Here is a 20,635-nt window from a genome sequence, read left to right as displayed (position 1 = left end):
TGGAACAGGCGCCCACCCTAGATCGCCGGACGGCCGGCCGAAAGCGCGCCCTTGGTCTGAGCACACCCCTATTGACGTGTTTCACCCGCTTTCGACTCGGCCGAGCCTTCCGGCGCCGGGCTATCGCCCGTCGCCTCGGCATCTTTCGGGGCATCCGCGTTCGGAATCTTTGCCTCCTCCCTGGCCGGCGGCCGGGGCACGGGCTTCGTCTGGTCGGCGACCGCCCAGCGGCACAGCACCATGCCCGAGCGCCGTTCGGCCCGGTCCACATGCAGGTGCAGCTCGTGATAGCCGTCCGAACCGGGGCCGAGGATGGTGGTGAAGTCGGCGCAGGCGCTGTCCTTCAGTCTCTCCTGGAAGGCGACGGGCATCGGCAGTTCGGCGCTGCCCTTGGCCGGCGTGCCGATGACGAAGCGGCGGCCGTCCTTGAGCACATAGCCGCGCGTGTCGATGGCATTGCCCCGTCCGTGCTCGCTCACCTTGGCGCCGGCGACGCGGTTGCGCGGGCGGCATTGCTGCGAGGCGGCGACCAGCACCTTGTCCAGCGGCGCACCGAGGCTGGCGACCGCCGGCTCGACGCCCTCGCGCAGCCAGCGGGCGACGGCGGCGGCCATTTCGCAGCGCAGCACCGCCGCCGGCTCCAGCGTGACGAGCCGGCCATCCTTCATCCGCACGGCCGACAGGCTCACCCCGCGATCGACCGTGCACGCGGCCTTGGTCGCGGTGACGACGATGGGCGTGAACACCCCGATATCCTCGCCGGAGAGTTCCGGACAGATGGTGGGCAGCGTCTCGGACGCCATCGGCGCGGCGGCGGGAGGTGATTCCGGTTCCGCCGAAGGTTCCTCCTTCGGCGGCGGCAGCGCCGCGATCTGCCGTTCCGGGGCGGGGGGAGGCAGGGGCACGGAAGCGCCGGCCGTCGGCGCGCCGGCCAGATTCGCCGCGGCGGGCGACGTGGCATCGGCCTCCTCCTCCGGCTCCGGCAGCGTCGTCCGCGCCGGCGAGACCGGATCGGGGCGCCGGCTCGGGCGGGGCTGGAGCGGCGCGACGGCCGACGATGGCGGTGCAAGGGTCAAGGGCGCGGACACCGCCGGCGCCGTGATCCGGGCTTCGACGGCAACCGGCGTGCCGTCGGTGCGAGGCGTCGCTTCCGCGGCCTGTCCGTCGAGGTCGGCCGGGCGCGGCGTCGGCAGGGGAATGGCGGCCGCCTTCGGACGGGGCGCCGTGGTTTTCGCCGTGCGCTTGGCCGGCTTTTCGGGTGCCACGCCGAGCCAGCCGCCGAGCTGGCGGTTGATGGCGGTGCCGGCCTGGTCGATGGACTGCCTGAGCTCCTGCGCCGGCTCCGCGGCGAGAGGCGCGGGAGCGGCCAGGAGCAGCGCCAGCGCGGCAAGGCCGATGAGGCCGGGACGCGATGGGAGGCGGTGAAATTCCATGCTATCAGGCCTCTACTTGCCGACACGAACCGGATTGCGACCTATCGTGAACGCCCCAAGCGCCATTCTGTTCGACAAGGACGGCACCCTTGTCGATTTCGACCGCACCTGGGGCCCTGCCGCCGGGGCCGTCATGCGCCGGCTCGCCAGGGGCGATGGCGCGGCGCTGGAGCGCCTCCATCAGATCAGCCATTATCTCCCCCACGAGAACCGCTTCCTGCAGACCTCGCCGCTGATCGCCGGTTCCTCGCGTCAATACGGTCCGCTCTGGGCCGAGATTCTCGACCGTCCGGCGGATTCGGACTTCTACCACGAAGTCGACATGCTGTTCTGCGAGGAGGGCGAGCGCTTCCTCACCCCGATCGGTCGTCCGGCAGAGACGCTGGCGCGGCTGCACGCACGCGGCCTGCCGCTCGGCATCGCCACCAACGATGCCGAGCCAAGTGCCCGCCTGCAGGCCGACCGGCTCGGCTTCGCTCGCTATATGAGCGCGATCTACGGCCATGATTCCGGCTATGGCTCGAAGCCGGCGCCGGGCATGGTGGCGGCCTTCAGTGCGCTGACCGGCCTGCCGGCGCATGCCATTGCGCTGGTGGGCGATACCCGCCACGATCTCGATACCGCCCGCGCCGGCGGCGCCATGGCGGTTCTCGTGCGCTGCGGGCCGGGCTCGGTGGACGCCTTCGCCCATGAGGCCGACCTCGTCGTTGACACGGTGGAGGAGCTGGCCGAGATGATCCTCGGCGGCGCCGGGCTGGCGACCGGGACGGCGGCATGACCGGGCAGCGGAGGAACGCGCATTGATGATCCGCCGGCGGCTTTACATCGAGGAGCGCATGTCGCGGCTCGCCGTCTGGAGCCTGCGCACCGCCATCTTCGCCTTTCCGGTCACGTTCATCGGCGCGATGCTCTACGTGACCGAGACGCTCGATTTCCGCAGCGCGCTCTTTACCGTTCTGGCGGGCGTGGCGGTGGCGGTGCTGGCGCTGCTGCTGGCCTTCGCCGGCTTCGTGGTGATCTGGAACGAGGGGCTGAAGGGCCTCGGCCGGGTGATCGGCGCCGCGGCGCTGGCGTTGGTGCTGGTCCTGCCGACGGCGACCGTCGCGGCGCTCAGCGTCGGGGTGCGCAACCTGCCGGACGTGACCACCGACACCAGCGAGCCGCCGGCCTTCGTCACGCTCAGCGCCGTGCGCTCGCGCGCCGCCAACAGCCTGGACTATCCCGGCGAGAAGCTGGCGGCCGAGCAGCTCGACCTCTATCCCGGCATCAAGCCGATCACGTTCGACGCGCCGCCCGACGAGATCTACCGCGTGCTGATGTCGCTGGTGACGCGCCACAAATGGCTGGTCGTCGATGCCGTGCCGCCGCGCGGCGACCGCGACGGGCGGATCGAGGCGGTCGCGCGCGGCCTGCCCTTCGGGTTGCGCGACGATCTGGTGATCCGGGTACGGCGCACGGCGACCGGCACGCGGGTCGACATGCGCTCGACGGCGCGCAGCGGCGACCGCGACTTCGGCTCCAATGCGCGACGCATCGCGCAGCTCTTCGCCGAGCTTGCCGACCAGCAGGGCCGCCCGCTGCGCCAGTAGCGCGGCTCAGGGCAGGCGGTAGAGGCCGCCGAGCATGGCCGGCCCCTCGGTGAGCACGTCGCCGCGCTCGACGAGGTCTTCCAGATGCGCCAGCGTGGAAAGGCCGGCCGCACCCGCAAGGCGTGGATCGAGGCCGAAATAGATCGCCCGCACGATGTCCGGAATTTCGCGCGGCCCGCGTTCCAGCGCGCGCAGGATCGCCGTCTCGCGCGCCTGCCGGTGGCGCAGGAAGCGGGCGACGAAGGCGGGCCCCTGCCGCACCACCCCGCCATGGCCGGGCAGGTAGAAGGTCTCCGGCCGCTCACCGAGCCGGCGCAGCGATTCCATGTAGGCGTTCATCGAGCCGTCCGGCGGGGCGACGATGGAGGTGGACCAGCCCATCACATGGTCGCCGACGAAGATCGCCCCTTCCTGTTCGAGGATGAAGGCCATGTGGTTGGCGGTGTGGCCGGGTGTCGCCAGCGCGGTCAGTGCCCAGCCGGCGCCCTCCACCCGCGCGCCGTCGGCGAGGGCGACGTCGGGCAGGAAGGAACGGTCGCCGGCGGCGTCCAGCGTGTTGCTCTCCTGTGCATGCAGAGGACGCGCGGCGCGGTGCGGCCCTTCCGCATGGGTCGGGGCGCCGGTCGCCGCCTTCAGCGCCGCCAGCGCGCCGCTGTGGTCGCGATGGGTGTGGGTGAGGAAGATGTGCGTCACCCGCTCGCCGCGCACCGCGTCGAGCAGCGCGGCGAGATGGGCGGGGTCGTCCGGGCCGGGGTCGATGATCGCCACCTCGCCCTCGCCGACGATGTAGCTGCAGGTGCCGGTGAAGGTGAAGGGGCCGGGATTGGGCGCGAGCACGCGCCGCACGCCGGACGCAACCTCTTCCGCCACGCCCGGCACCGCCTCGAAGCGTCGCTCGAAGGGAATGTCCTCTGCCATCTCCGCCTCCTCACCAAAAGTCGCCTGCCGGGCCGCCCGCAGCACCGCGCGTGGTCGCGCGCGGCTCGGTCGGGCACGACCTGTTTGCGTGCCGACGCCAGCACAGCTATTCAGCTACTGCGCGGCCTGCCTATCGCAAGGGTGACGGATGGACAAACTGCTCGATGGCTATCGTCGATTTCGTGCGACCGCGTGGCCGGAACGCAAGGCGCTGTTCGAACGGCTCGCGGCGCGCGGACAGCGGCCGCAGACCTTGATCATCGCCTGCTCGGACAGCCGCGTCGATCCCAGCATGATCTTCGATGCCGGCCCCGGAGAGCTCTTCGTGGTGCGCAATGTCGCCAATCTGGTGCCGCCCTACACGACGCCCGACCACGACCACCACGGCACCAGCGCGGCGATCGAGTTCGCCGTGCGGGTGCTGGAGGTCAAGGAGATCGTCGTGCTCGGCCACGCCTTGTGCGGCGGTGCCGGCGCGCTGCTCGACGGGGCGCCGGCGCAGGCGCAGGACTTCCTGCCCGACTGGATCCGCATCGCCCAGCCGGCGCGCGACATCGCGCTGAACCTCAGCGAGGATCCCGCCGAGCGCCGGGTCATTCTTGAATATCAGTGCGTCAAGCTCTCGCTGCGCAACCTCGAGACCTTCCCGTGGATCCGCGAACGGATGGAAGAGGGACGGCTTGCGCTGCAGGGCGCCTATTTTGCGGTGGCGACGGGCGTGTTGGAGCGGCTGCGCGCCGACGGTACGTTCGCGCCGGCGTGAGCCTTCTGCCGGCATCCGGTGCGGTTCTGCGTCTCTCCACGATCCATAGCCGACGAATGGGCCGGTGGCGGGAGCCGTCGCCGGCTTTCGGCCGCTGTCGTCACCGGGATGTGTAGGTAGCCTCAACGTGACCGGCCGGGCCTTGCGGATGGCCTGGACGATGCGCTTAGGGCGATGGCCGGCTGCCGCCCGCTGGCGACGCCGCCCCGCCGGGGCGGGTCCGGATCGTGATCCGGTCGCTCGGCAGGATTGGATAGTCTCGGGAAATAGTGGTCGGAGTGGCAGGATTTGAACCTGCGACCCCCTCGTCCCGAACGAGGTGCGCTACCAGGCTGCGCTACACTCCGCCGCGGCGCGAGCCTCTAGCATGCAGATGCGGAGGGCCGCAAGGGGCGAGTGCCGCTTGCCGGTGGATGATTGTGGATGACGGACTCCGTTCCGGGGCTGCGCATGGTTGAAAGCGGAGCCGAGCTGTGGCTATGTCCGCGCCCATGGCCGCACCCGATCAGGGTTCCCGGCCTGTTGGGGCGTCGCCAAGCGGTAAGGCAGGGGATTTTGATTCCCCCATGCGGAGGTTCGAATCCTCCCGCCCCAGCCAGGCCGCGTGCTAGGTTGATTTGTCCCCAGGTCGTTACGCGGCGGTGCCTTCCTTGCGCATTCATCTCGTCAATCCCAACACCACCCGCTCCATGACCGACAAGATCGCGGCAGCCGCGCGGGCGGTGGCGGCGCCGGGCACGCAGATAGTGGACGCGACCTCCAGCATGGGGCCGGCCTCGATCGAGGGGCACTATGACGACGCGCTGGCGCTGCCCGGGCTGCTGGCGGCCATCGCCGAGGCGGAGACCGCCCGGGTCGACGCACATATCATCGCCTGCTTCGACGATACCGGCCTCGATGCGGCGCGCAGCCTGGCCGCGGCGCCGGTGGTCGGCATCGGCGAGGCCGGATTTCACCTGGCGACCCTCATCGCTCACCGATTCTCCGTGGTGACGACGCTGTCGCGCTCGATTCCGGTCATCGAGGCCAATCTGATGCGCTCGGGCCTCGATCGGCGGTGCGTCGCCGTGCGGGCCTCGGAGGTGGCGGTGCTCGAACTGGAGGATCCCGCTTCGGACGCCCGGGCGCGAATCTCCGCCGAAATCGGCCGCGCCGTCCGTGAGGACCGGGCGGAGGCCATCGTGCTGGGCTGTGCCGGCATGGCGGACCTCGCCCGCGCGCTGGGCGAGGCGCATGGCGTGCCGGTGATCGATGGCGTGGCGAGCGCCGTCGTGCTGGCCGAGGGGCTCGTGCGGGCCGGGCTGGCGACGTCGAAGGCGGGGGCCTATGCGGCGCCGCGCGCCAAGCCCTATGTCGGCCGGCTGGCCGATTTTGCGCCGCGCGGCGGCTAGAGCCCTTCCCGATCAGGTGGAATCACCGGCGCGGTAGGAAAGTGCTCGCGATTCAACGGGCTTTAGCCGGTCAACGGGCCCTGGCCGGTCAGCCGAGCTTGCGGAGCAGCTGGACCATCTGCTCGCGCTCGGCCGGCGTGAGGGGCTCAAGGGTGGCCTCGCTTATTTCCTGCGCCACGACGACGGCGGCATCGGCGACGGCGCGGCCGCGGTCGGAAAGGCCGACTGCACGCCGCCGGCGGTCGAGCGGGTCATCGGCGGTCAGCACGAAGCCGCGCGCACGCAGCCGGTCGACCACCCCCTTGATGGTGGCGGCGTCGAGATAGACCAGCCGTCCCAGGCGGTTCTGCGAGCAGGGGCCCATCTCCCGCAGTTTCGCGAGCGTGGCGAATTGCGGGGGCGTCAGTCCCTCGATCATGCGTGCGGCGAACAAGGCCGTATGGCGCTGGCTCGCAATGCGCATGAGAAAACCGACCTGCTCGTCGAGCCGGTAGGAGTGCTCCTGCGGAGTCATGATGTTGGCAGTCTCGTCAGGGCCGCCCGCACCCATTGGCCTCACTTCCCCCACATATTACCGTCACTCTATCAGAGCACAATTGAGCCGGCTCGCAAATGTAATAGTCAGGCATTTCTTATTATGCCGCGCCGGTATCAAAGATTGGCGTCGGTCCTGCAGTCTCCGGCAGCGCCTTCATGGCGCCCTGCCAATGCACTTCACCTTGCTCCATGACATAGGCACGACTGCATATCGCCTTGCACAGGCTGGAGTTCTGCTCGGAAATCAAAAGCGACAGGCCGTTCGCCTTGAGATGCGCCAGGGCATCGATCATTTGTTCAACAATAATTGGGGCGACACCCTCGGAAGGTTCGTCCAGCAGCAGCAGGGAGGGGTTGCCCACAAGCGCCCGGGCGACCGCCAGCATCTGCTGCTCGCCGCCGGACATCTGCCCGCCGGGACGGTTCCGCAGTCCGGCCAGATGGGGAAACAGCTCGAAGACCGCCTCGCGCGACCAGATCGGCACATTCCCGCGCGCATCACCGGCGCGGTATCCCAGATCGAGGTTCTCCGACACCGTCAGCTCGGCGAAGATGCGACGGTCCTCGGGTACGTAGCCAACTCCGCTTCGGGCGATCAGATAGGTTGGCAGAGTGGAAATATCGCGCCCCCGGAAAGCGATGAGCCGCGCCCGGCGGCGCACGAGCCCGAGGATCGCCTTCATCGTGGTCGACTTGCCCGCGCCGTTGCGTCCGACCAGCGCGACCGCCTCGCCCGCCTCGACCTTCAGCGACAGGCCGAACAGGATCTGCGCCGCGCCGTACCAGGCGTCGAGCCCATCGATCTCCAGCATGGGCGCGGTCATGGCGTGGCCTCCCGCACCGGCCGGGTGCCGCCGAGATAGACCTCGCGCACCAAGGGGTCGTTGCGGACTGTCTCGACGTCGCCATCGGCGATCAGGCGACCGCCCGCCAGCACCACGACGCGGTCGGCATGGCCGAACACCACATCCATCGAATGCTCGGTGAACAGCACGGCGAGCCCGTGGGCGAGCGTCAGGCGCCGTACCAGCGCGATCATGTCGTGCCGCTCGGTTGCCGACATGCCGGCGGTGGGCTCGTCCATGAGCAGCAGCCGCGGCGCGCCGGCGAGCGCCATGGCGAGTTCAAGCCGCTTCACGTCGCCATAGGCGAGCGCGGCGGCGGGACGTTCGGCGTGCGCGCTCATGCCGGTCTGCTCGAGCAGGTCGAGCGCCTCGTCGCGGGCGATGCTCCGCGCCGGCTTCCAGAAGCCGAAGACACCATCGCGGGCAGCGATCAGCGCCATCTGCACGTTCTCCACCGCAGTCATCGAGCCGAACACGGCGGCGACCTGGAAGGTGCGCCCGACACCGAGCCGCGAGATGGCGCGCGGCGGGCGTCCGGTAATGTCGCGGCCGAGCAGGTCTACCGTTCCGGCGTCCGGCCGGAGCTGGCCGTTGACGATGTTGAAGCAGGTCGACTTGCCGGCGCCGTTGGGGCCGATCAGCGCCAGCAATTCGCCTGGTGCGATGGCAAAGCTCACCGCGTCGAGCGCGCGCACGCCGCCATAGTGCTTGGTCAGTCCCCGGACCTCCAGCACGGGTACGGCGGCGGCGTTCATCGGGCGCTCCGGAGGCGGCGCAGGCCGCCGGCGATGCCGAAGGGAAACAGCAGCACCACGGCGAGGATGAGCAGGCCGAGCAGCGCCCGCCAATAGTCGCTCTCGCGCATCACCATGTCCTGCAGCAGGGTGAAGGTGCCGGCGCCGACGAGAGGACCCATCAGGCTCTGCACGCCGCCGAGCAGCACCATGACGAGCCCGTCGATCGAGCGCCCGACCGAGATCGCCTCCGGCGAGATCGACCCCTTGGCGAAGGTGAACAGTCCGCCCGCCGCGCCGCACAGCATGCCGGATACGGCGAAGGCGAGCCAGCGCACCCGCGCCACCGGAATGCCGCTGGCTTCCGCCCGCAGGCGCGAATCGCGCCCGGCGCGCAGGGCGAGGCCGAGGGGGGCAAAGACGAGACGGCGGATCAGGACCAGCCCGCCGAGCGTTACCGTCAGGGCGGCGAGATAGAGGCCTGCCGGGCTGTCGAACGGCGCGTCGGGCCACGCGCCGAACAGGCCGTTGGAGCCGCCGGTGACGTCCTCCCACTGATGGACGATGGACCACACGATCTGCGCGAAGGCGAGGGTAAGCATGGCGAAGTACACGCCCTCCAGCCGGACGCAGAACCAGCCGAACAGCGCCGCTCCGAGGGCCGCTATGGCGATGCCAGCGGCGAAGGCGAGCGGCGTCGGCAGGCCGAGCCGGGTGGCGGCGAAGGCGGTGCCGTAGGCACCGAGCCCGAAATAGGCGGCGTGGCCGAACGAGGCCAGCCCGCCGGGTCCCGTGATGAAATGCAGCGAAGCGGCAAACAGCGCGGCGATCACCATGTCCAGCGCCAGAACCGGCGCGTAGCTGACGAACTGGCCGACCAGCGGCACCGCGGCGAACAGGGCGAGGACCACCAGCGCAAGGGCACGCCCCTGCCGGCCGAGCGGGACGAGCGGCGGCTCGATCTCGCCGCGCCGCTGCGCCGCCGGCTGGGGTCGGCCGAACAGGCCGTGCGGACGCAGGACGAGAACCACCGCCATGACCAGGAACTCCGCCACCAGGGTCAGGCGCGACATGTTGAAGGCGTGGCCGGCGATCTCGACGACGCCGAGCGCGGTGCACAGCGCCTTCACCTCCGCCACCAGCAGGGCGGCGAGATAGGCCCCCCGTATGGAGCCCATGCCGCCGACCACGACGACGACGAACGCGTCGCCCAGCACGGAAAGGTCGATGGAAAGGCTCGCCGGCTCGCGTGCCATCTGCAGCGCACCGCCGAAGCCGGCAATGCCGGTGCCGAGCGCGAAGACGGCGGTGAACAGCAGCGCCTCGTTGATGCCGAGCGCGGCGACCATCTCGCGGTCCTGCGTGGCGGCGCGGATCAGCCGGCCGAAGCGGGTCTTCCGCAGCAGCAGGTGCAGTCCGACCAGCACGGCGGGGCCGATCAGCGCGAGGAAGACGTCGTATTGCGGCAGCCGCCGGCCGAGCAGCTCGACCGAGCCCGACAGCCCCGGGGCGCGCGGCCCGAGAATGTCCTCCGGCCCCCATACGAACAGCGCGGCGTCGTTGATCACCAGCAGCAGCGCGAAGGTGGCGAGCAGCTGGTAGAGCTCCGGCGCCGCATAGATGCGCCGCAGCAGCACGACCTCGACCAGCGCGCCGATGAGCGCCACGGCGAGGGTGGCGCCGACGATCCCGCCCCAGAAGCCGACCGCGCCGCCGAACGCCTCGCCCAGCCACGGCGCCAGCGTGACGGCGATGTAGAGCCCCAGCATGTAGAAGGAGCCGTGCGCCATGTTCACGATGCGGGTGACGCCGAAGATGATCGACAGCCCGGCGGCGACGAGGAACAGACCCGAGGCCGAGGCGAAGCCGTTGACCGCCTGGAACAGAAGGGAGTCGAGCGACATCGCGTCTTCCCGCCTCGCGGCGCCCCGTGCTCAGTTGGCCGCCGGGCGCAGCTTTTCCACCTCGGCGTCGGATGGCAGCACCGTGGCGCCGTCGACATAGACGGGGGCGACCATGAGGCCGCGCCCGTGCTTCACCGCGAGGGTGCCGACAAAGGCGCCCAGCGTCGCCTGGTGGTCGCTGGCGCGGTAGGTGAACGGCCCGAACGGTCCCTCGACCGTGAGGCCGGAAAAGGCGTCGACCAGCTTCTCGGTATCGGTGCTTTCGGCCCTGGCGATGCCGGCGGCGATGGATTTGATGGTGGTGTAGCCGACGATCGAGCCGAGCCGGGGGTAATCGTCATACGCCTTGCGGTAGGCGTCGAGGAACGCCTTGTGCGCGGGAATCTCGATCGCGTACCAGGGATAGCCGGTGACGACCCATCCCACAGGCGCCTCGTCCTTGAGCGGATCGAGATATTCCGGCTCGCCCGACAGCAGGCTGACGACGAAGGCGCCGTCGAGCGCGCCGCGCGTGTTCGCCTCGCGCACGAATTTGGCGAGATCCGGCCCGAACAGCACGTTGAACACGCCGTCAGGCTTGGCATCGGCGATGGCCTGCGCCACCGGGCCGGCGTCGATCTTGCCGAGCGGGGTGGCCTGTTCGGCAACGATCTCGACGCCCGGCTGGGCCGCCATGAGCAGCTTCTTGAAGGTCTCGGCGGCGGACTGGCCATATTCGTAGTTCGGGTAGACGATCGCCCAGCGCTGGCGCTTCGCCTTGACGGCCTCGGGCATCAGCATCGCCACCTGCATGTAGGTGGAGGGGCGCAGGCGGAACGTGTAGCGGTTGCCGGACGTCCAGGTCAGCTTGTCGGTCAGCGGTTCGGCGGCGAGGAAGAACACCTTGTGCCGGTTGGCGAATTCCGAGACCGCGAGCCCGACATGGGAAAGGAAGGTGCCGGTGAGCAGGTCCACCTTGTCGCGGATCACCAGTTCGGTGGCGACGCGGATGGCATCGCCGGGATTGCCGCCATCGTCGCGCGAGATGAGTTCGAGCGGGCGCCCGATCACGCCGCCAGCAGCGTTGATCTCCTTCAGCGCCAGTTCCATCCCCTTGCGATAGGGGTCGAGGAAGGCGGGCTGGGCCTTGTAGCTGTTGAGTTCGCCGATGCGGATCGGCTCGGCGGCACTCGCCGGCAGCATGGCGCAGGCCATCGCGGCCGCCGCGCTCAACAGCATGGCGCGCAGGAAGCTCGAATGGCGCATCGGTGCACTCCGGTCCGGGCCGCCGGCGGGGGGAGCCGGTTGCCGCATAGCCTATCGTCTTGCCGCGCGTGGTCCAGCCCCGCGGCTGCGTCGCGGGGGCGCATTCACGGACCGATCTCGACCTCGGGCTCCGCCGCGACGGGCGCGCGGCGCGAGGCGATGAGCGCGCCGCCGGCAATGAGGGCCGCGCCCAGGAGCGTGCTGGGTGCCGGCATCTCGTTGAACACCACCAGCCCGATGGCGAGCGCCCAGATGAAGGCGGTGTACTCGAACACGCCGAGCCGGCTCGCATCCGCCCTCGCATAGGCCCACGCCATGCACAGGTGCCCCGCCGTGCCGAGCAGGCCGATGCCGAAGAACAGGAAAAGCTCCGCCCCCGTCGGCGGGGTCCATTGCAAGGCGCCCAGCGGCGCCAGCAGCAGAAAGGAGAACACGTTCTGGAGCAAAACGATGGTCGGTGCGGGATCGCGCGCGGCCCGGCTCTTCAGCGTCACCATGGCCAGCGCATAGGTCACCGCGGCGACGAGCGCGGCCAGGATGCCCAGACCGTTGGTCGCATCCCCGCCCCCGCCCAGTTCGTTCCACAGCACCACCAGCACCCCGGCGAAGCCGAGCGCCAGCGCGAGGAAGATGGACCGGCCGGGCCGCTCGCCGAGAAACAGCGCGGCGAACAGCGCGATGAAAAGCGGCGAGGTGAAGGACAGCGCCAGCGCCACGGCGAGCTGTAGAACCGCGAGCGAATAGAAGAAGGTGACGGCGGTCAGCGACACCAGCACCGAGCGCCACAAGTGCGGGCGCAGCGTCGCAGGGGCGGGCAGGGGCGTGCGGGTGGCGAAGAAAACCGCACCCGCCACCAGCGAGCCCATCGCGTAGCGCAACACCGCGATCTGTCCGGCGGCGTGCTCGGCGGTGACGTATTTGATCATCCCGTCCATGATCGACAGCAGGCCGATGGCGGTGATGGTCACGAGCGCGGGCCCGGCGAGGCGGCGGCCTCGCATGAAAGGTCGGAGCATGTCGGCTCAACCTTCCGGGTGGCGGGTAGCCCCGAGGGGCAATCGGTAGGAATATTCCCAGGTGGCGGAAAGGTCGTGGCATTCGCGCGCGCTACCGTGGCGCTCGAAGCCGCAACGCTCGTAGAAGCGGTGCGCGTCGGTGAAGCGCGTATCCGTCCACAAGCGGATTTCCGGCGCGCCGGCGGCTTCGGCCGTCGCCAGCGCCCGCGCGAACAGCGCGCGGGCGACGCCGCGCCGGCGGGCGGCACGGGCGACGTAGACCTTGAAGATCTCCAGCCCGTTCGGCGGGGCGTCTGCATCGCGGGTAGGGGCCAGCGCCATCGAGCCGATGACACCCTCGCCGGCCTCGGCGACCCAGATCGTGCCCCTTCGCGCGGCGAAATGGCTGGCGATCGAATCGAGTTCGGGAAATTCGGCGGCGCGGTCGAACACGCAGCCCTCATATTCGGCGAAGGCGGCGGCGATCAGCGCGGCGATGGCATCGCCGTCGGCGTCGCGCGCCGGTCGGATCAGGAAATCGTTCACGTCGGCCACTCCGGCCCGGCCGTCGGCTATTTTCTCCGGCAAGAGGGCCGGGAGGGGTTCGACGTCGGGGCGCGGGCGGACTATGTTCGGCTGGCCTTCTGGCGTAAAGCTCAATCATTATGCTGATGTATGGAATCTGAAGTGGCAGGTTTCTGCCTGCTCTGTGCTTGTCCGTCCGGCAGCCATCCGTACCGGAGTGCTCAATGAACGCGTTCAACCGTGTCGTCCGTCTGGCTTTCATTGCCGCCCTTGCCGCTGTCGTCGCCGGCTGCGCCACCACGCAGGCTCCGCAGCGCAGCGAGCCGGCCGCGCCGCATTTCACCTCGCCGATCACGCCTCAGCAGGTGGTCGGAAAGTGGGGGCTGGCCGCCTATCACCGTCCGGAAGACGCGGCGCGTACCGAGGCGCAGGCACGGCAGGGCTGCCGCCAGCCCTATGTCATCAATGCCGGCCCGTCCGGCGGCTTCATGATGTACCTCGCCGACGACGCGCAGCCGTCCGAGGTGGTGTCGAAGCAGGTCGGCAGCGGCCCGATCTATATCGGCCTGCCGAACGAGCCGGCCGGCTCGCAGTCGGATCGTGAGGTGCTGCGCTTCGACGGCCAGATCATGGTTCTCAAGTGGATGGATCCGGAAGTCGCCGGCCGCTACGGTACCATGGTCTATGTACGCTGCCCCTAGGCGGCAGCGTACGCCCGGCTGACGCGTCCTCCGGGAGCTTCAGGTTTCGTTAACCATACGGAACGAACCTGTGGTTAATTTTCCTCGGGGGCGTCAGTCATGCGCGGTGATTCGAGCTTCGTTCCGTCACGTCTGTATGCGGTGGTGCCGGGCTCCGGCCCGTCATTGGCGGCGGGCCTCGCCATCTGTCTGGCGGCGATGACGATCGGCGGCGGCTTCGCGCCGGCGTTGGCCCAGAGCGGCGTCTACGGCTACCAGTCCTCCTATCAGCTCTATTCGCGGGCGGCGGCGGCGCGCGGCTCGGCCTGGCGCCCGGGCAACGCGCCGGTCTACCCCTCCGGCAACGCCTACCAACCCCCGCGTCCCAGCGTCGATGTCGGCTCCGGCGGCGTCTACGGCTATGCCGAGCCGCGCGCCGGGGCGAGGGGCTACGCCGCGCCGTCCGGCGGTAGTGGTGGTTTCGAGGCCGCGGCGGCGGCCGCCGGGGCGGGCCGGACCGTGCCGCGGCCGACCGGCACCGTCGCGCGCGGCACCGCCACCCGGCAGGCCGCGCTGCCGACCAGCTACGCCGAGCCAGAGCCCGACTATTACGACGACGACGCGCCGCCGATGCCGCTGCATCGCGGCTCCAAGGGCGCCAAGGGCGTCGACCGCAAGTTCGACCGGCATGTGGTGCGCTATACCAGCGCCGATCCCGCCGGCACGGTCATCATCGATACCGGCGCGCGCTATCTCTACCTGATCCAGGGCGACGGCACGGCCGTGCGCTACGGCATCGGCGTCGGCAAGGAAGGCTTCCAGTGGTCGGGCAGCGAGCGGATCAGCCGCAAGGCGGAGTGGCCGGAATGGCGCCCGCCCTCGGAGATGATCGACCGCCGACCCGACCTGCCGCGCGTCATGCCCGGCGGCGAGAACAATCCGCTCGGCGCCCGCGCCCTCTATCTCGGCAAGACGCTCTATCGCATCCACGGCTCGAACGAGCCGGACACGATCGGTCAGGCCGTCTCCTCTGGCTGCATCCGCATGCGCAACGAGGACGTCATCGATCTCTACAACCAGGTCGATGTCGGCACCCTGGTGCGGGTGATCTGAGCCTCGCCTTGCTTCCTCCCGCCCGCGCCGGCTGCATGGCTGGGGCGTAACCACGTCCCGGCCGGCGGCTTGGATGCGCGCGGCCTCTCCGCTATGGTCCGCCGCGAATTTGGGATCGAACGCGGGAGCCGCGAGCAGATGGCTGCGGACACACTGGCCGAAGGCGGCGCTGCCGACACTCATTTCGGCTTCCGGACCGTGCCGCTGGGCGAGAAGCAGCGCATGGTCGACGAGGTCTTCCACTCGGTCGCGCGCCGCTACGACCTGATGAACGACCTCATGTCGCTCGGCCTGCATCGGGTGTGGAAGGACCTTCTGGTCTCGCGCCTGCGCCCGCCCAAGAGCGCGCGGGCATTCCGGCTGCTCGACGTCGCCGGCGGCACGGGCGACGTCTCCTTCCGCACCGTCGAGGCCGGCGGGCCGGGCACAAGCGCCACTGTCGCCGACATCAATGGCGGCATGCTCGGGGTCGGCCGCGAGCGCGCCGTCGCGCTCGGGCTTGCCGACCGGGTGGAGTTCGTCGAGGCGAATGCCGAGGACCTGCCCTTCGCCGACAAGAGCTTCGACGCCGCCACCGTCGCCTTCGGCATCCGCAACGTGCCGCGCATGGATAAGGCGCTGTCCGAGATGCGCCGCGTGCTCAAGCCCGGCGGGCGCTGCTTCGTGCTGGAATTCTCGCATGTCGACGTGCCGGGGCTCGACGCCATCTACGACACCTACTCGTTCAAGCTGATCCCCGGCATGGGCAGGCTGGTCACCGGCGATGCCGATTCCTACCAGTACCTGGTCGAATCGATCCGCAAGTTTCCCCGGCCGGAGGCCTTCGCCGAGCTGATGCGCGGCGCGGGGTTCAAGCGCGTCGACTGGACGCCGCTCACCGGCGGCATCGTCGCGCTGCACTCCGGCGTGCGGATCTAGCGGCGTGGCCACTCCCCTCGGCGATTATCTGCGTCTGGCCCGTGCGGCCTTCGTGCTGGCCCGCGAGGGCGTGGCCTCGCGTATCGACCCGGCGATGCGCCCGCCCGGCTCCGAGCCGCTCTTCACCCTTGCCCGGCTCATCGAGCGGCGGGGCCCGGCATCGAGCGCGGCCCGGCTCGGCGCCGCGCTGTCGCGGCTCGGCCCCTCCTATGTGAAGCTGGGCCAGTTCCTGGCGACGCGGCCGGACGTGGTCGGCCCGCAGCTCGCGCACGACCTCGAACTGCTGCAGGACCGCATGCCGGCCTTCCCGCAGGAGGTGGCGGAGGCGACCATCGCCCGCACCTTCGACCGGCAGGCGCTCGAGGTCTACGAGACGTTCGGCCCGGCGCTCGCCGCCGCTTCCATCGCACAGGTGCATCAGGCCGAGGTGGTCGATTCGGACGGCACCGCCCACCGCGTCGCGGTGAAGGTGCTGCGTCCCGACGTGCAGCGCCGCTTCCGCATCGACCTGTCCTCCTTCTACCGCGCTGCCCGGCTCGGCGAGCATTCCTCGCCCGAGGGCCGGCGCCTGCGCCTCGTCGCCGTGGTCGACACCCTCGCCCGCTCGGTGACGATGGAGATGGATCTGCGGCTGGAGGCCGCCGCGCTCTCCGAGCTGGCCCAGAACACGCGCGAGGACGCCGATTTCCGTGTGCCGGCGGTCGACTGGGACCGTACCGGCCGCGAGGTGCTGACCACCGAGTGGATCGACGGCATCAAGCTCAACGATCTCGACGCGCTACGCGCCGCCGGCCACGATCTGCCGCGGCTCGGGCAGGTGGTGATGCAGTCCTTCCTGCGCCACGCGCTGCGCGACGGCTTTTTCCACGCCGACATGCACCCGGGCAATCTCTTCATCGACGCCGAGGGCAAGCTCGTGGCGGTCGATTGCGGCATCATGGGGCGGCTCGGGCAGAAGGAGCGGCGCTTCCTCGCCGAAATCCTGTTCGGCTTCATCACCCGCGACTGGCTGCGCACGGCGCAGGTGCATTTCGAGGCTGGCTATGTGCCGCCGCACCATTCGGTGGAGGATTTCGCGCAGGCGATCCGTGCCATCGGCGAGCCGATCTACTCGCGCCGCGCCGACCAGATCTCCATGGCCAAGCTGCTCACTTTGCTGTTCGAGGTGACGGCGCTGTTCGACATGCAGACGCGCCCCGAGCTGCTGCTGCTGCAGAAGACCATGGTCGTGGTCGAGGGCGTCGCCCGCAATCTCGATCCGCAGCTCGACATGTGGAAGACCTCCGAGCCGGTGGTGCGGGCCTGGATCGAGCGCAATCTCGGCCCGGTCGGCCGGATCGAGGAGGTGGCGGGCGGCTTCGGCGCTCTGGGGCGCTCGCTGCAATCGCTGCCGGAACTGATCGCGCAGGGCCAGCGCATCGCCGACCAGCTCGACGTCGCCACGCGCGACGGGCTGGCGCTGTCGCCGCGGACCACCGAGGCCATCGGCCGGGCCGAGGGGCGCGGCAATCGCTGGGTGGCGGTGGCGCTGTGGGTGATCGCGGGCCTGCTGGCGTTCAGCATAATCCACTGAGGCCGTTGCGCCCCGGCGCGTCCCGTTTACTACTTCCGGCGACAGGCGGGAGAAACCATGCCCGAGGCCAGCCTCGCATCGAAGCGCATCTTGCTCATCATCGGCGGCGGCATCGCCGCCTATAAGAGCCTCGACCTCATCCGCCGCCTGCGCGAGCGCGGCGCGTCGGTGCGCGTCGTCATGACCGCAGCCGCGCAGCATTTCGTCACCCCGCTTGCCGCCGGCGCGCTCAGCCATGATCGCGTCTTCACCGAGCTGTTCGACCGCGAGGCCGAGCACGACATCGGCCATATCCGGCTCTCGCGCGAGGCCGACCTCATCCTCATCGCCCCCGCCACCGCCGACCTGATGGCGAAGATGGCGCATGGCCTCGCCGACGACCTCGCCACCGCCGTGCTGCTGGCGAGCGACAAGAAGATCCTCGTCGCGCCGGCGATGAACCCGCTGATGTGGGCTCACCCCGCCACCCGCCGCAACGTGACGCAACTCCTCGCCGACGGCGTCGCCTTTGTCGGGCCGAATGCCGGCGCCATGGCCGAGCGCGGCGAGGATGGGCCGGGCCGCATGGCCGAACCGCTGGAGATCGTCGCGGCGGCCGAAACGCTTCTCGCTGCCGATGGTCCGCTCAAGGGACGGCACGTGCTGGTCACCTCCGGCCCGACGCACGAGCCGATCGACCCGGTGCGCTACATCGCCAACCGCTCCTCCGGCAAGCAGGGCCACGCCATCGCCGCCGCCGCCGCCCGCGCCGGGGCGCAGGTGACGCTGGTCTCCGGGCCGGTGAACCTGCCGGACCCGGTGGGCGTGTCGGTGCGCCATGTCGAGAGCGCGCGCGACATGCTGGCGGCGGTCGAGGCCGCGCTGCCGGCCGATGCCGCCATCTTCGCCGCCGCGGTGGCCGACTGGCGTGCCGCGAGCGAGGCGGCGGAGAAGATGAAGAAGGACGGCAAGTCGCTGCCGCCGCTGGCGCTCGCCGAGAATCCCGACATCCTCGCCACGGTGTCCCATCTCTCGAACCGCCGTCCGCGCCTGGTGGTCGGCTTCGCGGCGGAGACCGAGAACGTCGTCGCCCATGCGCAGGCCAAGCTCGCCCGCAAGGGCTGCGACTGGATCGTCGCCAATGACGTGTCGCAGCGCAGCGGCATCGCCGGCGGGGTGATGGGCGGCGACAGCAACGCCGTGCATCTCATCACCGGCGAGGGTGTCGAGCATTGGCCCGAAGCCTCGAAGACCGAGGTGGCCGAGCGCCTGGTGGCCCGCGTCGCCCGTGCCCTGGAGACCGCATCGTGAGTATCGACGTTCCCGTCCAGTTCCTGCCGCATGGCGAGGGCCTGCCGCTTCCTGCCTATGCGACCGCCGGCTCGGCCGGGCTCGACCTGATGGCGGCGCTGCCCGAGGGCGAGACGCTGACCCTCGCTCCGCTCGCCCGCGCGGCGGTGCCGACCGGGATCTGCCTCGCCCTGCCGGAGGGGTTCGAGGCGCAGGTCCGTCCGCGCTCGGGCCTCGCGCTGAAGCAGGGACTGACGGTGCTCAACGCGCCGGGAACGGTCGATTCCGACTATCGCGGCGAGGTGAAGGTGCTGCTGGTCAATCTCGGCGCGGAGCCGGTCGTGCTGGAGCGCGGCCAGCGCATCGCGCAGATGGTGGTGGCGTCCGTCACCCGGATTCAGCTGATCGAAACCGGTAATTTGAACGAAACAACGCGCGGCAGTGGTGGATTTGGTTCGACGGGGCTCGACGGACGGCAATTATCGCGCTAGCCAAGGGACATGCCGCGTCTGTCCGACAAAAGCCTCCTCGCCATTGCCGCCGTCGTTGACGTCGCGCTGCACGCCCGCGGCATGCCGGTCGCGGCCAAGGCGCTCGCCGCCCGGCACGACCTGCCACCCCGTCATCTCGAGCCCGTCCTGCAGGCGCTGGTGCATGCCGGCGTGCTCAAGGGGGTTCGCGGCCCGCGCGGCGGCTATGAACTGGCCCGCGAGCGGCGGCGCATCACGGTGGCCGAGGTGGTCCGCGTCGTCGAAGCCGAGAGCGACGAAGCGCTCGACGCCTTCCCGCCGATCGTCCGCGATATCGTGCAGCCCGCTGTCGCCGAGGCGGAACGCGCCTTCGAAGCGGCGCTGGATGGCGTGACGGTGGAAGACCTCTGCCGTTCGGCGGCGCAGGAGACGCTGCGCAAGGGATTGCCGGAAGGCATAGATTTCACAATTTAATTTTGTTTAAATTTTGTTTTCTCGACTTGATGTCGTGAATATGCTAGCCTTGCCGGCGAAAATTGTTCGCCAATAACGGGCTAGGGCCCCGACCCCGGCCCCGCGCTGCTGGAGTCACCCATGGCCGAGACCGCTCCCAAGACCACCGCGCCCGCCGCCAAGCCCGGCCGTGGCCGCGTTTACGACTCCATCACGGAAACCATCGGTGATACGCCGCTGGTGCAGCTCAACCGGCTGCCGGCCGAGCGCGGGGTGAAGGCGCGCATTCTCGCCAAGCTGGAATTCTTCAATCCGATCGGCAGCGTGAAGGACCGCATCGGCGTCTCGATGATCCAGTCGCTGGAAGAGGCGGGCCTCATCAAGCCGGGTACCGTGCTGGTCGAGCCGACTTCCGGCAATACCGGCATCGCGCTCGCCTTCGTCGCGGCGGCGCATGGCTACCGCCTCATCCTGGTGATGCCGGAATCGATGTCGGTCGAGCGCCGCAAGATGCTGGCCCTGCTCGGCGCCGAGCTGGTGCTTACCCCGGCGGCGCAGGGCATGCGCGGCGCCGTTGCCCGCGCCGAGGAACTGGTGAAGGAGCTTCCCGACGCCATCATCCCGCAGCAGTTCCGCAATCCCGCCAATCCGGCCATCCACCGCCGCACCACGGCGGAGGAGATCTGGAACGACACCGATGGCGCGGTCGATTTCGTCGTCTCCGGCGTCGGCACCGGTGGCACCATCACCGGCATCGGCCAGGTGCTCAAGCCGCGCAAGCCGGGGCTGCGCATGGTCGCCGTCGAGCCGGAGGACAGCCCGGTGCTCTCCGGCGGCCAGCCCGGCCCGCACAAGATCCAGGGCATCGGCGCCGGCTTCGTGCCGGAAGTGCTCGACCGCTCGGTGATCGACGAGGTGGTGACGGTGGGCAACCAGACCGCCTTCGAGACCGCGCGCGCCGTCGCCCGGCTGGAAGGCATTCCGGTCGGCATCTCCTCGGGCGCGGCCCTGGCGGCGGCGCTGGAGATCGGCGCGCGGCCGGAGAACGAGGGCAAGACCATCGTCGTCATCATCCCCTCCTTCGCCGAGCGTTACCTTTCTACCGCGTTGTTCGAGGGCCTCTGATCGCCGATTGCCATGCCGTGTCGGCAGGCCTTCTAGTGCGACTCCCGCTTCGGTAAAGTCTCGGTGATTCGGTGCGTGCCCTTCGGGGCGCGATACCGGCCGGGGACGGCGGTCGACCATGGGTCGGCCAAGGGTCGGCTAAATGCCGGCAAAGG

General features: G+C 69.9%; 21 protein-coding genes and 2 tRNA genes. 13 read left to right on the top strand and 10 right to left on the bottom strand.

Annotated features, from left to right (window positions below; translation table 11 throughout):
* Positions 1-68: 68 nt before the first annotated feature.
* Complete coding sequence (locus AC1PZ7_RS21840) at positions 69-1,433, bottom strand: extensin-like domain-containing protein (protein ID WP_482357284.1); 1,365 nt, start codon at positions 1,431-1,433, stop codon at positions 69-71.
* A gap of 46 nt (positions 1,434-1,479) precedes the next feature.
* Between AC1PZ7_RS21840 and AC1PZ7_RS21835 the strand changes: the two genes are divergently transcribed.
* Together AC1PZ7_RS21835 and AC1PZ7_RS21830 are read left to right on the top strand one after the other, a co-directional pair.
* Positions 1,480-2,211, top strand: a complete 732-nt coding sequence (locus AC1PZ7_RS21835) for an HAD family hydrolase (RefSeq protein ID WP_482357283.1) — start codon at positions 1,480-1,482, stop codon at positions 2,209-2,211.
* A gap of 25 nt (positions 2,212-2,236) precedes the next feature.
* The gene (locus AC1PZ7_RS21830) at positions 2,237-3,022 is read left to right on the top strand and encodes a DUF1499 domain-containing protein (RefSeq protein WP_482357282.1); all 786 of its coding nucleotides are present in this window, start codon (positions 2,237-2,239) and stop codon (positions 3,020-3,022) included.
* A gap of 6 nt (positions 3,023-3,028) precedes the next feature.
* Here the strand turns inward: AC1PZ7_RS21830 and AC1PZ7_RS21825 are convergent, their stop codons facing one another.
* Positions 3,029-3,940, bottom strand: coding sequence for an MBL fold metallo-hydrolase (locus AC1PZ7_RS21825; protein WP_482357281.1), 912 nt, complete (start codon positions 3,938-3,940; stop codon positions 3,029-3,031).
* A 148-nt stretch (positions 3,941-4,088) separates the two neighbouring features.
* On the opposite strand from AC1PZ7_RS21825, the gene AC1PZ7_RS21820 reads away from it, so the two are divergent.
* On the top strand, positions 4,089-4,703 hold the full coding sequence (locus AC1PZ7_RS21820; RefSeq protein WP_482357280.1) for a carbonic anhydrase: 615 nt from the start codon (positions 4,089-4,091) through the stop codon (positions 4,701-4,703).
* A 270-nt stretch (positions 4,704-4,973) separates the two neighbouring features.
* Here the strand turns inward: AC1PZ7_RS21820 and AC1PZ7_RS21815 are convergent.
* A tRNA-Pro gene (locus AC1PZ7_RS21815) sits at positions 4,974-5,050 on the bottom strand.
* A 176-nt stretch (positions 5,051-5,226) separates the two neighbouring features.
* Between AC1PZ7_RS21815 and AC1PZ7_RS21810 the strand changes: the two genes are divergently transcribed.
* Together AC1PZ7_RS21810 and AC1PZ7_RS21805 are read left to right on the top strand one after the other, a co-directional pair.
* A tRNA-Gln gene (locus AC1PZ7_RS21810) sits at positions 5,227-5,301 on the top strand.
* Between the two features lie 52 nt (positions 5,302-5,353).
* Positions 5,354-6,094: an aspartate/glutamate racemase family protein gene (locus AC1PZ7_RS21805; protein ID WP_482357279.1), complete on the top strand. Its 741-nt coding sequence runs from the start codon at positions 5,354-5,356 to the stop codon at positions 6,092-6,094.
* Between the two features lie 88 nt (positions 6,095-6,182).
* Here the strand turns inward: AC1PZ7_RS21805 and AC1PZ7_RS21800 are convergent, their stop codons facing one another.
* The 7 genes from AC1PZ7_RS21800 to AC1PZ7_RS21770 form a co-directional block, all read right to left on the bottom strand.
* Entirely contained in the window at positions 6,183-6,644 is a 462-nt protein-coding gene (locus tag AC1PZ7_RS21800) for a MarR family winged helix-turn-helix transcriptional regulator (protein ID WP_482357278.1), read from the bottom strand.
* An 85-nt stretch (positions 6,645-6,729) separates the two neighbouring features.
* Positions 6,730-7,455 carry an ABC transporter ATP-binding protein gene (locus AC1PZ7_RS21795; RefSeq protein WP_482357277.1) on the bottom strand — a complete coding sequence of 242 codons (726 nt, stop codon included), beginning with the start codon at positions 7,453-7,455 and terminating at the stop codon, positions 6,730-6,732.
* Entirely contained in the window at positions 7,452-8,231 is a 780-nt protein-coding gene (locus AC1PZ7_RS21790) for an ABC transporter ATP-binding protein (protein WP_482357276.1), read from the bottom strand. Before AC1PZ7_RS21790 ends, AC1PZ7_RS21795 begins: the two co-directional genes overlap by 4 nt.
* Positions 8,228-10,114, bottom strand: a complete 1,887-nt coding sequence (locus AC1PZ7_RS21785; protein WP_482357275.1) for an ABC transporter permease — start codon at positions 10,112-10,114, stop codon at positions 8,228-8,230. Before AC1PZ7_RS21785 ends, AC1PZ7_RS21790 begins: the two co-directional genes overlap by 4 nt.
* Before the next feature lie 30 nt (positions 10,115-10,144).
* Positions 10,145-11,359, bottom strand: a complete 1,215-nt coding sequence (locus tag AC1PZ7_RS21780) for an ABC transporter substrate-binding protein (protein WP_482357274.1) — start codon at positions 11,357-11,359, stop codon at positions 10,145-10,147.
* 104 nt (positions 11,360-11,463) lie between these two features.
* A complete protein-coding gene (locus AC1PZ7_RS21775) occupies positions 11,464-12,375 on the bottom strand; it encodes a DMT family transporter (protein WP_482357273.1) in 912 nt (303 codons plus the stop codon).
* A gap of 6 nt (positions 12,376-12,381) precedes the next feature.
* Complete coding sequence (locus AC1PZ7_RS21770; protein WP_482357272.1) at positions 12,382-12,900, bottom strand: GNAT family N-acetyltransferase; 519 nt, start codon at positions 12,898-12,900, stop codon at positions 12,382-12,384.
* Between the two features lie 203 nt (positions 12,901-13,103).
* On the opposite strand from AC1PZ7_RS21770, the gene AC1PZ7_RS21765 reads away from it, so the two are divergent.
* From AC1PZ7_RS21765 to cysK, 8 genes are all read left to right on the top strand, one after another.
* The gene (locus tag AC1PZ7_RS21765) at positions 13,104-13,580 is read left to right on the top strand and encodes a hypothetical protein (RefSeq protein WP_482357271.1); all 477 of its coding nucleotides are present in this window, start codon (positions 13,104-13,106) and stop codon (positions 13,578-13,580) included.
* A gap of 99 nt (positions 13,581-13,679) precedes the next feature.
* On the top strand, positions 13,680-14,672 hold the full coding sequence (locus tag AC1PZ7_RS21760) for a L,D-transpeptidase (protein ID WP_482357270.1): 993 nt from the start codon (positions 13,680-13,682) through the stop codon (positions 14,670-14,672).
* Between the two features lie 138 nt (positions 14,673-14,810).
* A complete protein-coding gene (gene ubiE / locus AC1PZ7_RS21755; RefSeq protein WP_482357269.1) occupies positions 14,811-15,590 on the top strand; it encodes a bifunctional demethylmenaquinone methyltransferase/2-methoxy-6-polyprenyl-1,4-benzoquinol methylase UbiE in 780 nt (259 codons plus the stop codon).
* 4 nt (positions 15,591-15,594) lie between these two features.
* On the top strand, positions 15,595-17,163 hold the full coding sequence (gene ubiB, locus AC1PZ7_RS21750; RefSeq protein WP_482357268.1) for a 2-polyprenylphenol 6-hydroxylase: 1,569 nt from the start codon (positions 15,595-15,597) through the stop codon (positions 17,161-17,163).
* 57 nt (positions 17,164-17,220) lie between these two features.
* Positions 17,221-18,453, top strand: a complete 1,233-nt coding sequence (coaBC, locus tag AC1PZ7_RS21745; protein WP_482357267.1) for a bifunctional phosphopantothenoylcysteine decarboxylase/phosphopantothenate--cysteine ligase CoaBC — start codon at positions 17,221-17,223, stop codon at positions 18,451-18,453.
* Positions 18,450-18,923 (top strand): dUTP diphosphatase, encoded by a 474-nt coding sequence (dut, locus tag AC1PZ7_RS21740; protein WP_482357266.1) that lies wholly within the window; start codon positions 18,450-18,452, stop codon positions 18,921-18,923. Before coaBC ends, dut begins: the two co-directional genes overlap by 4 nt.
* 9 nt (positions 18,924-18,932) lie before the next feature.
* A complete protein-coding gene (locus AC1PZ7_RS21735; protein WP_482357265.1) occupies positions 18,933-19,376 on the top strand; it encodes an RrF2 family transcriptional regulator in 444 nt (147 codons plus the stop codon).
* Positions 19,377-19,496: 120 nt separating this feature from the next.
* Positions 19,497-20,480: a cysteine synthase A gene (gene cysK / locus AC1PZ7_RS21730; protein ID WP_482357264.1), complete on the top strand. Its 984-nt coding sequence runs from the start codon at positions 19,497-19,499 to the stop codon at positions 20,478-20,480.
* Positions 20,481-20,635 lie beyond the last annotated feature (155 nt).

Source organism: Ancylobacter sp. TW_SC_1 (genome assembly GCF_056836805.1).
The sequence above is the reverse complement of the archived record's forward strand: the minus strand, read 5'-3'. Positions and strand labels throughout refer to the sequence as shown.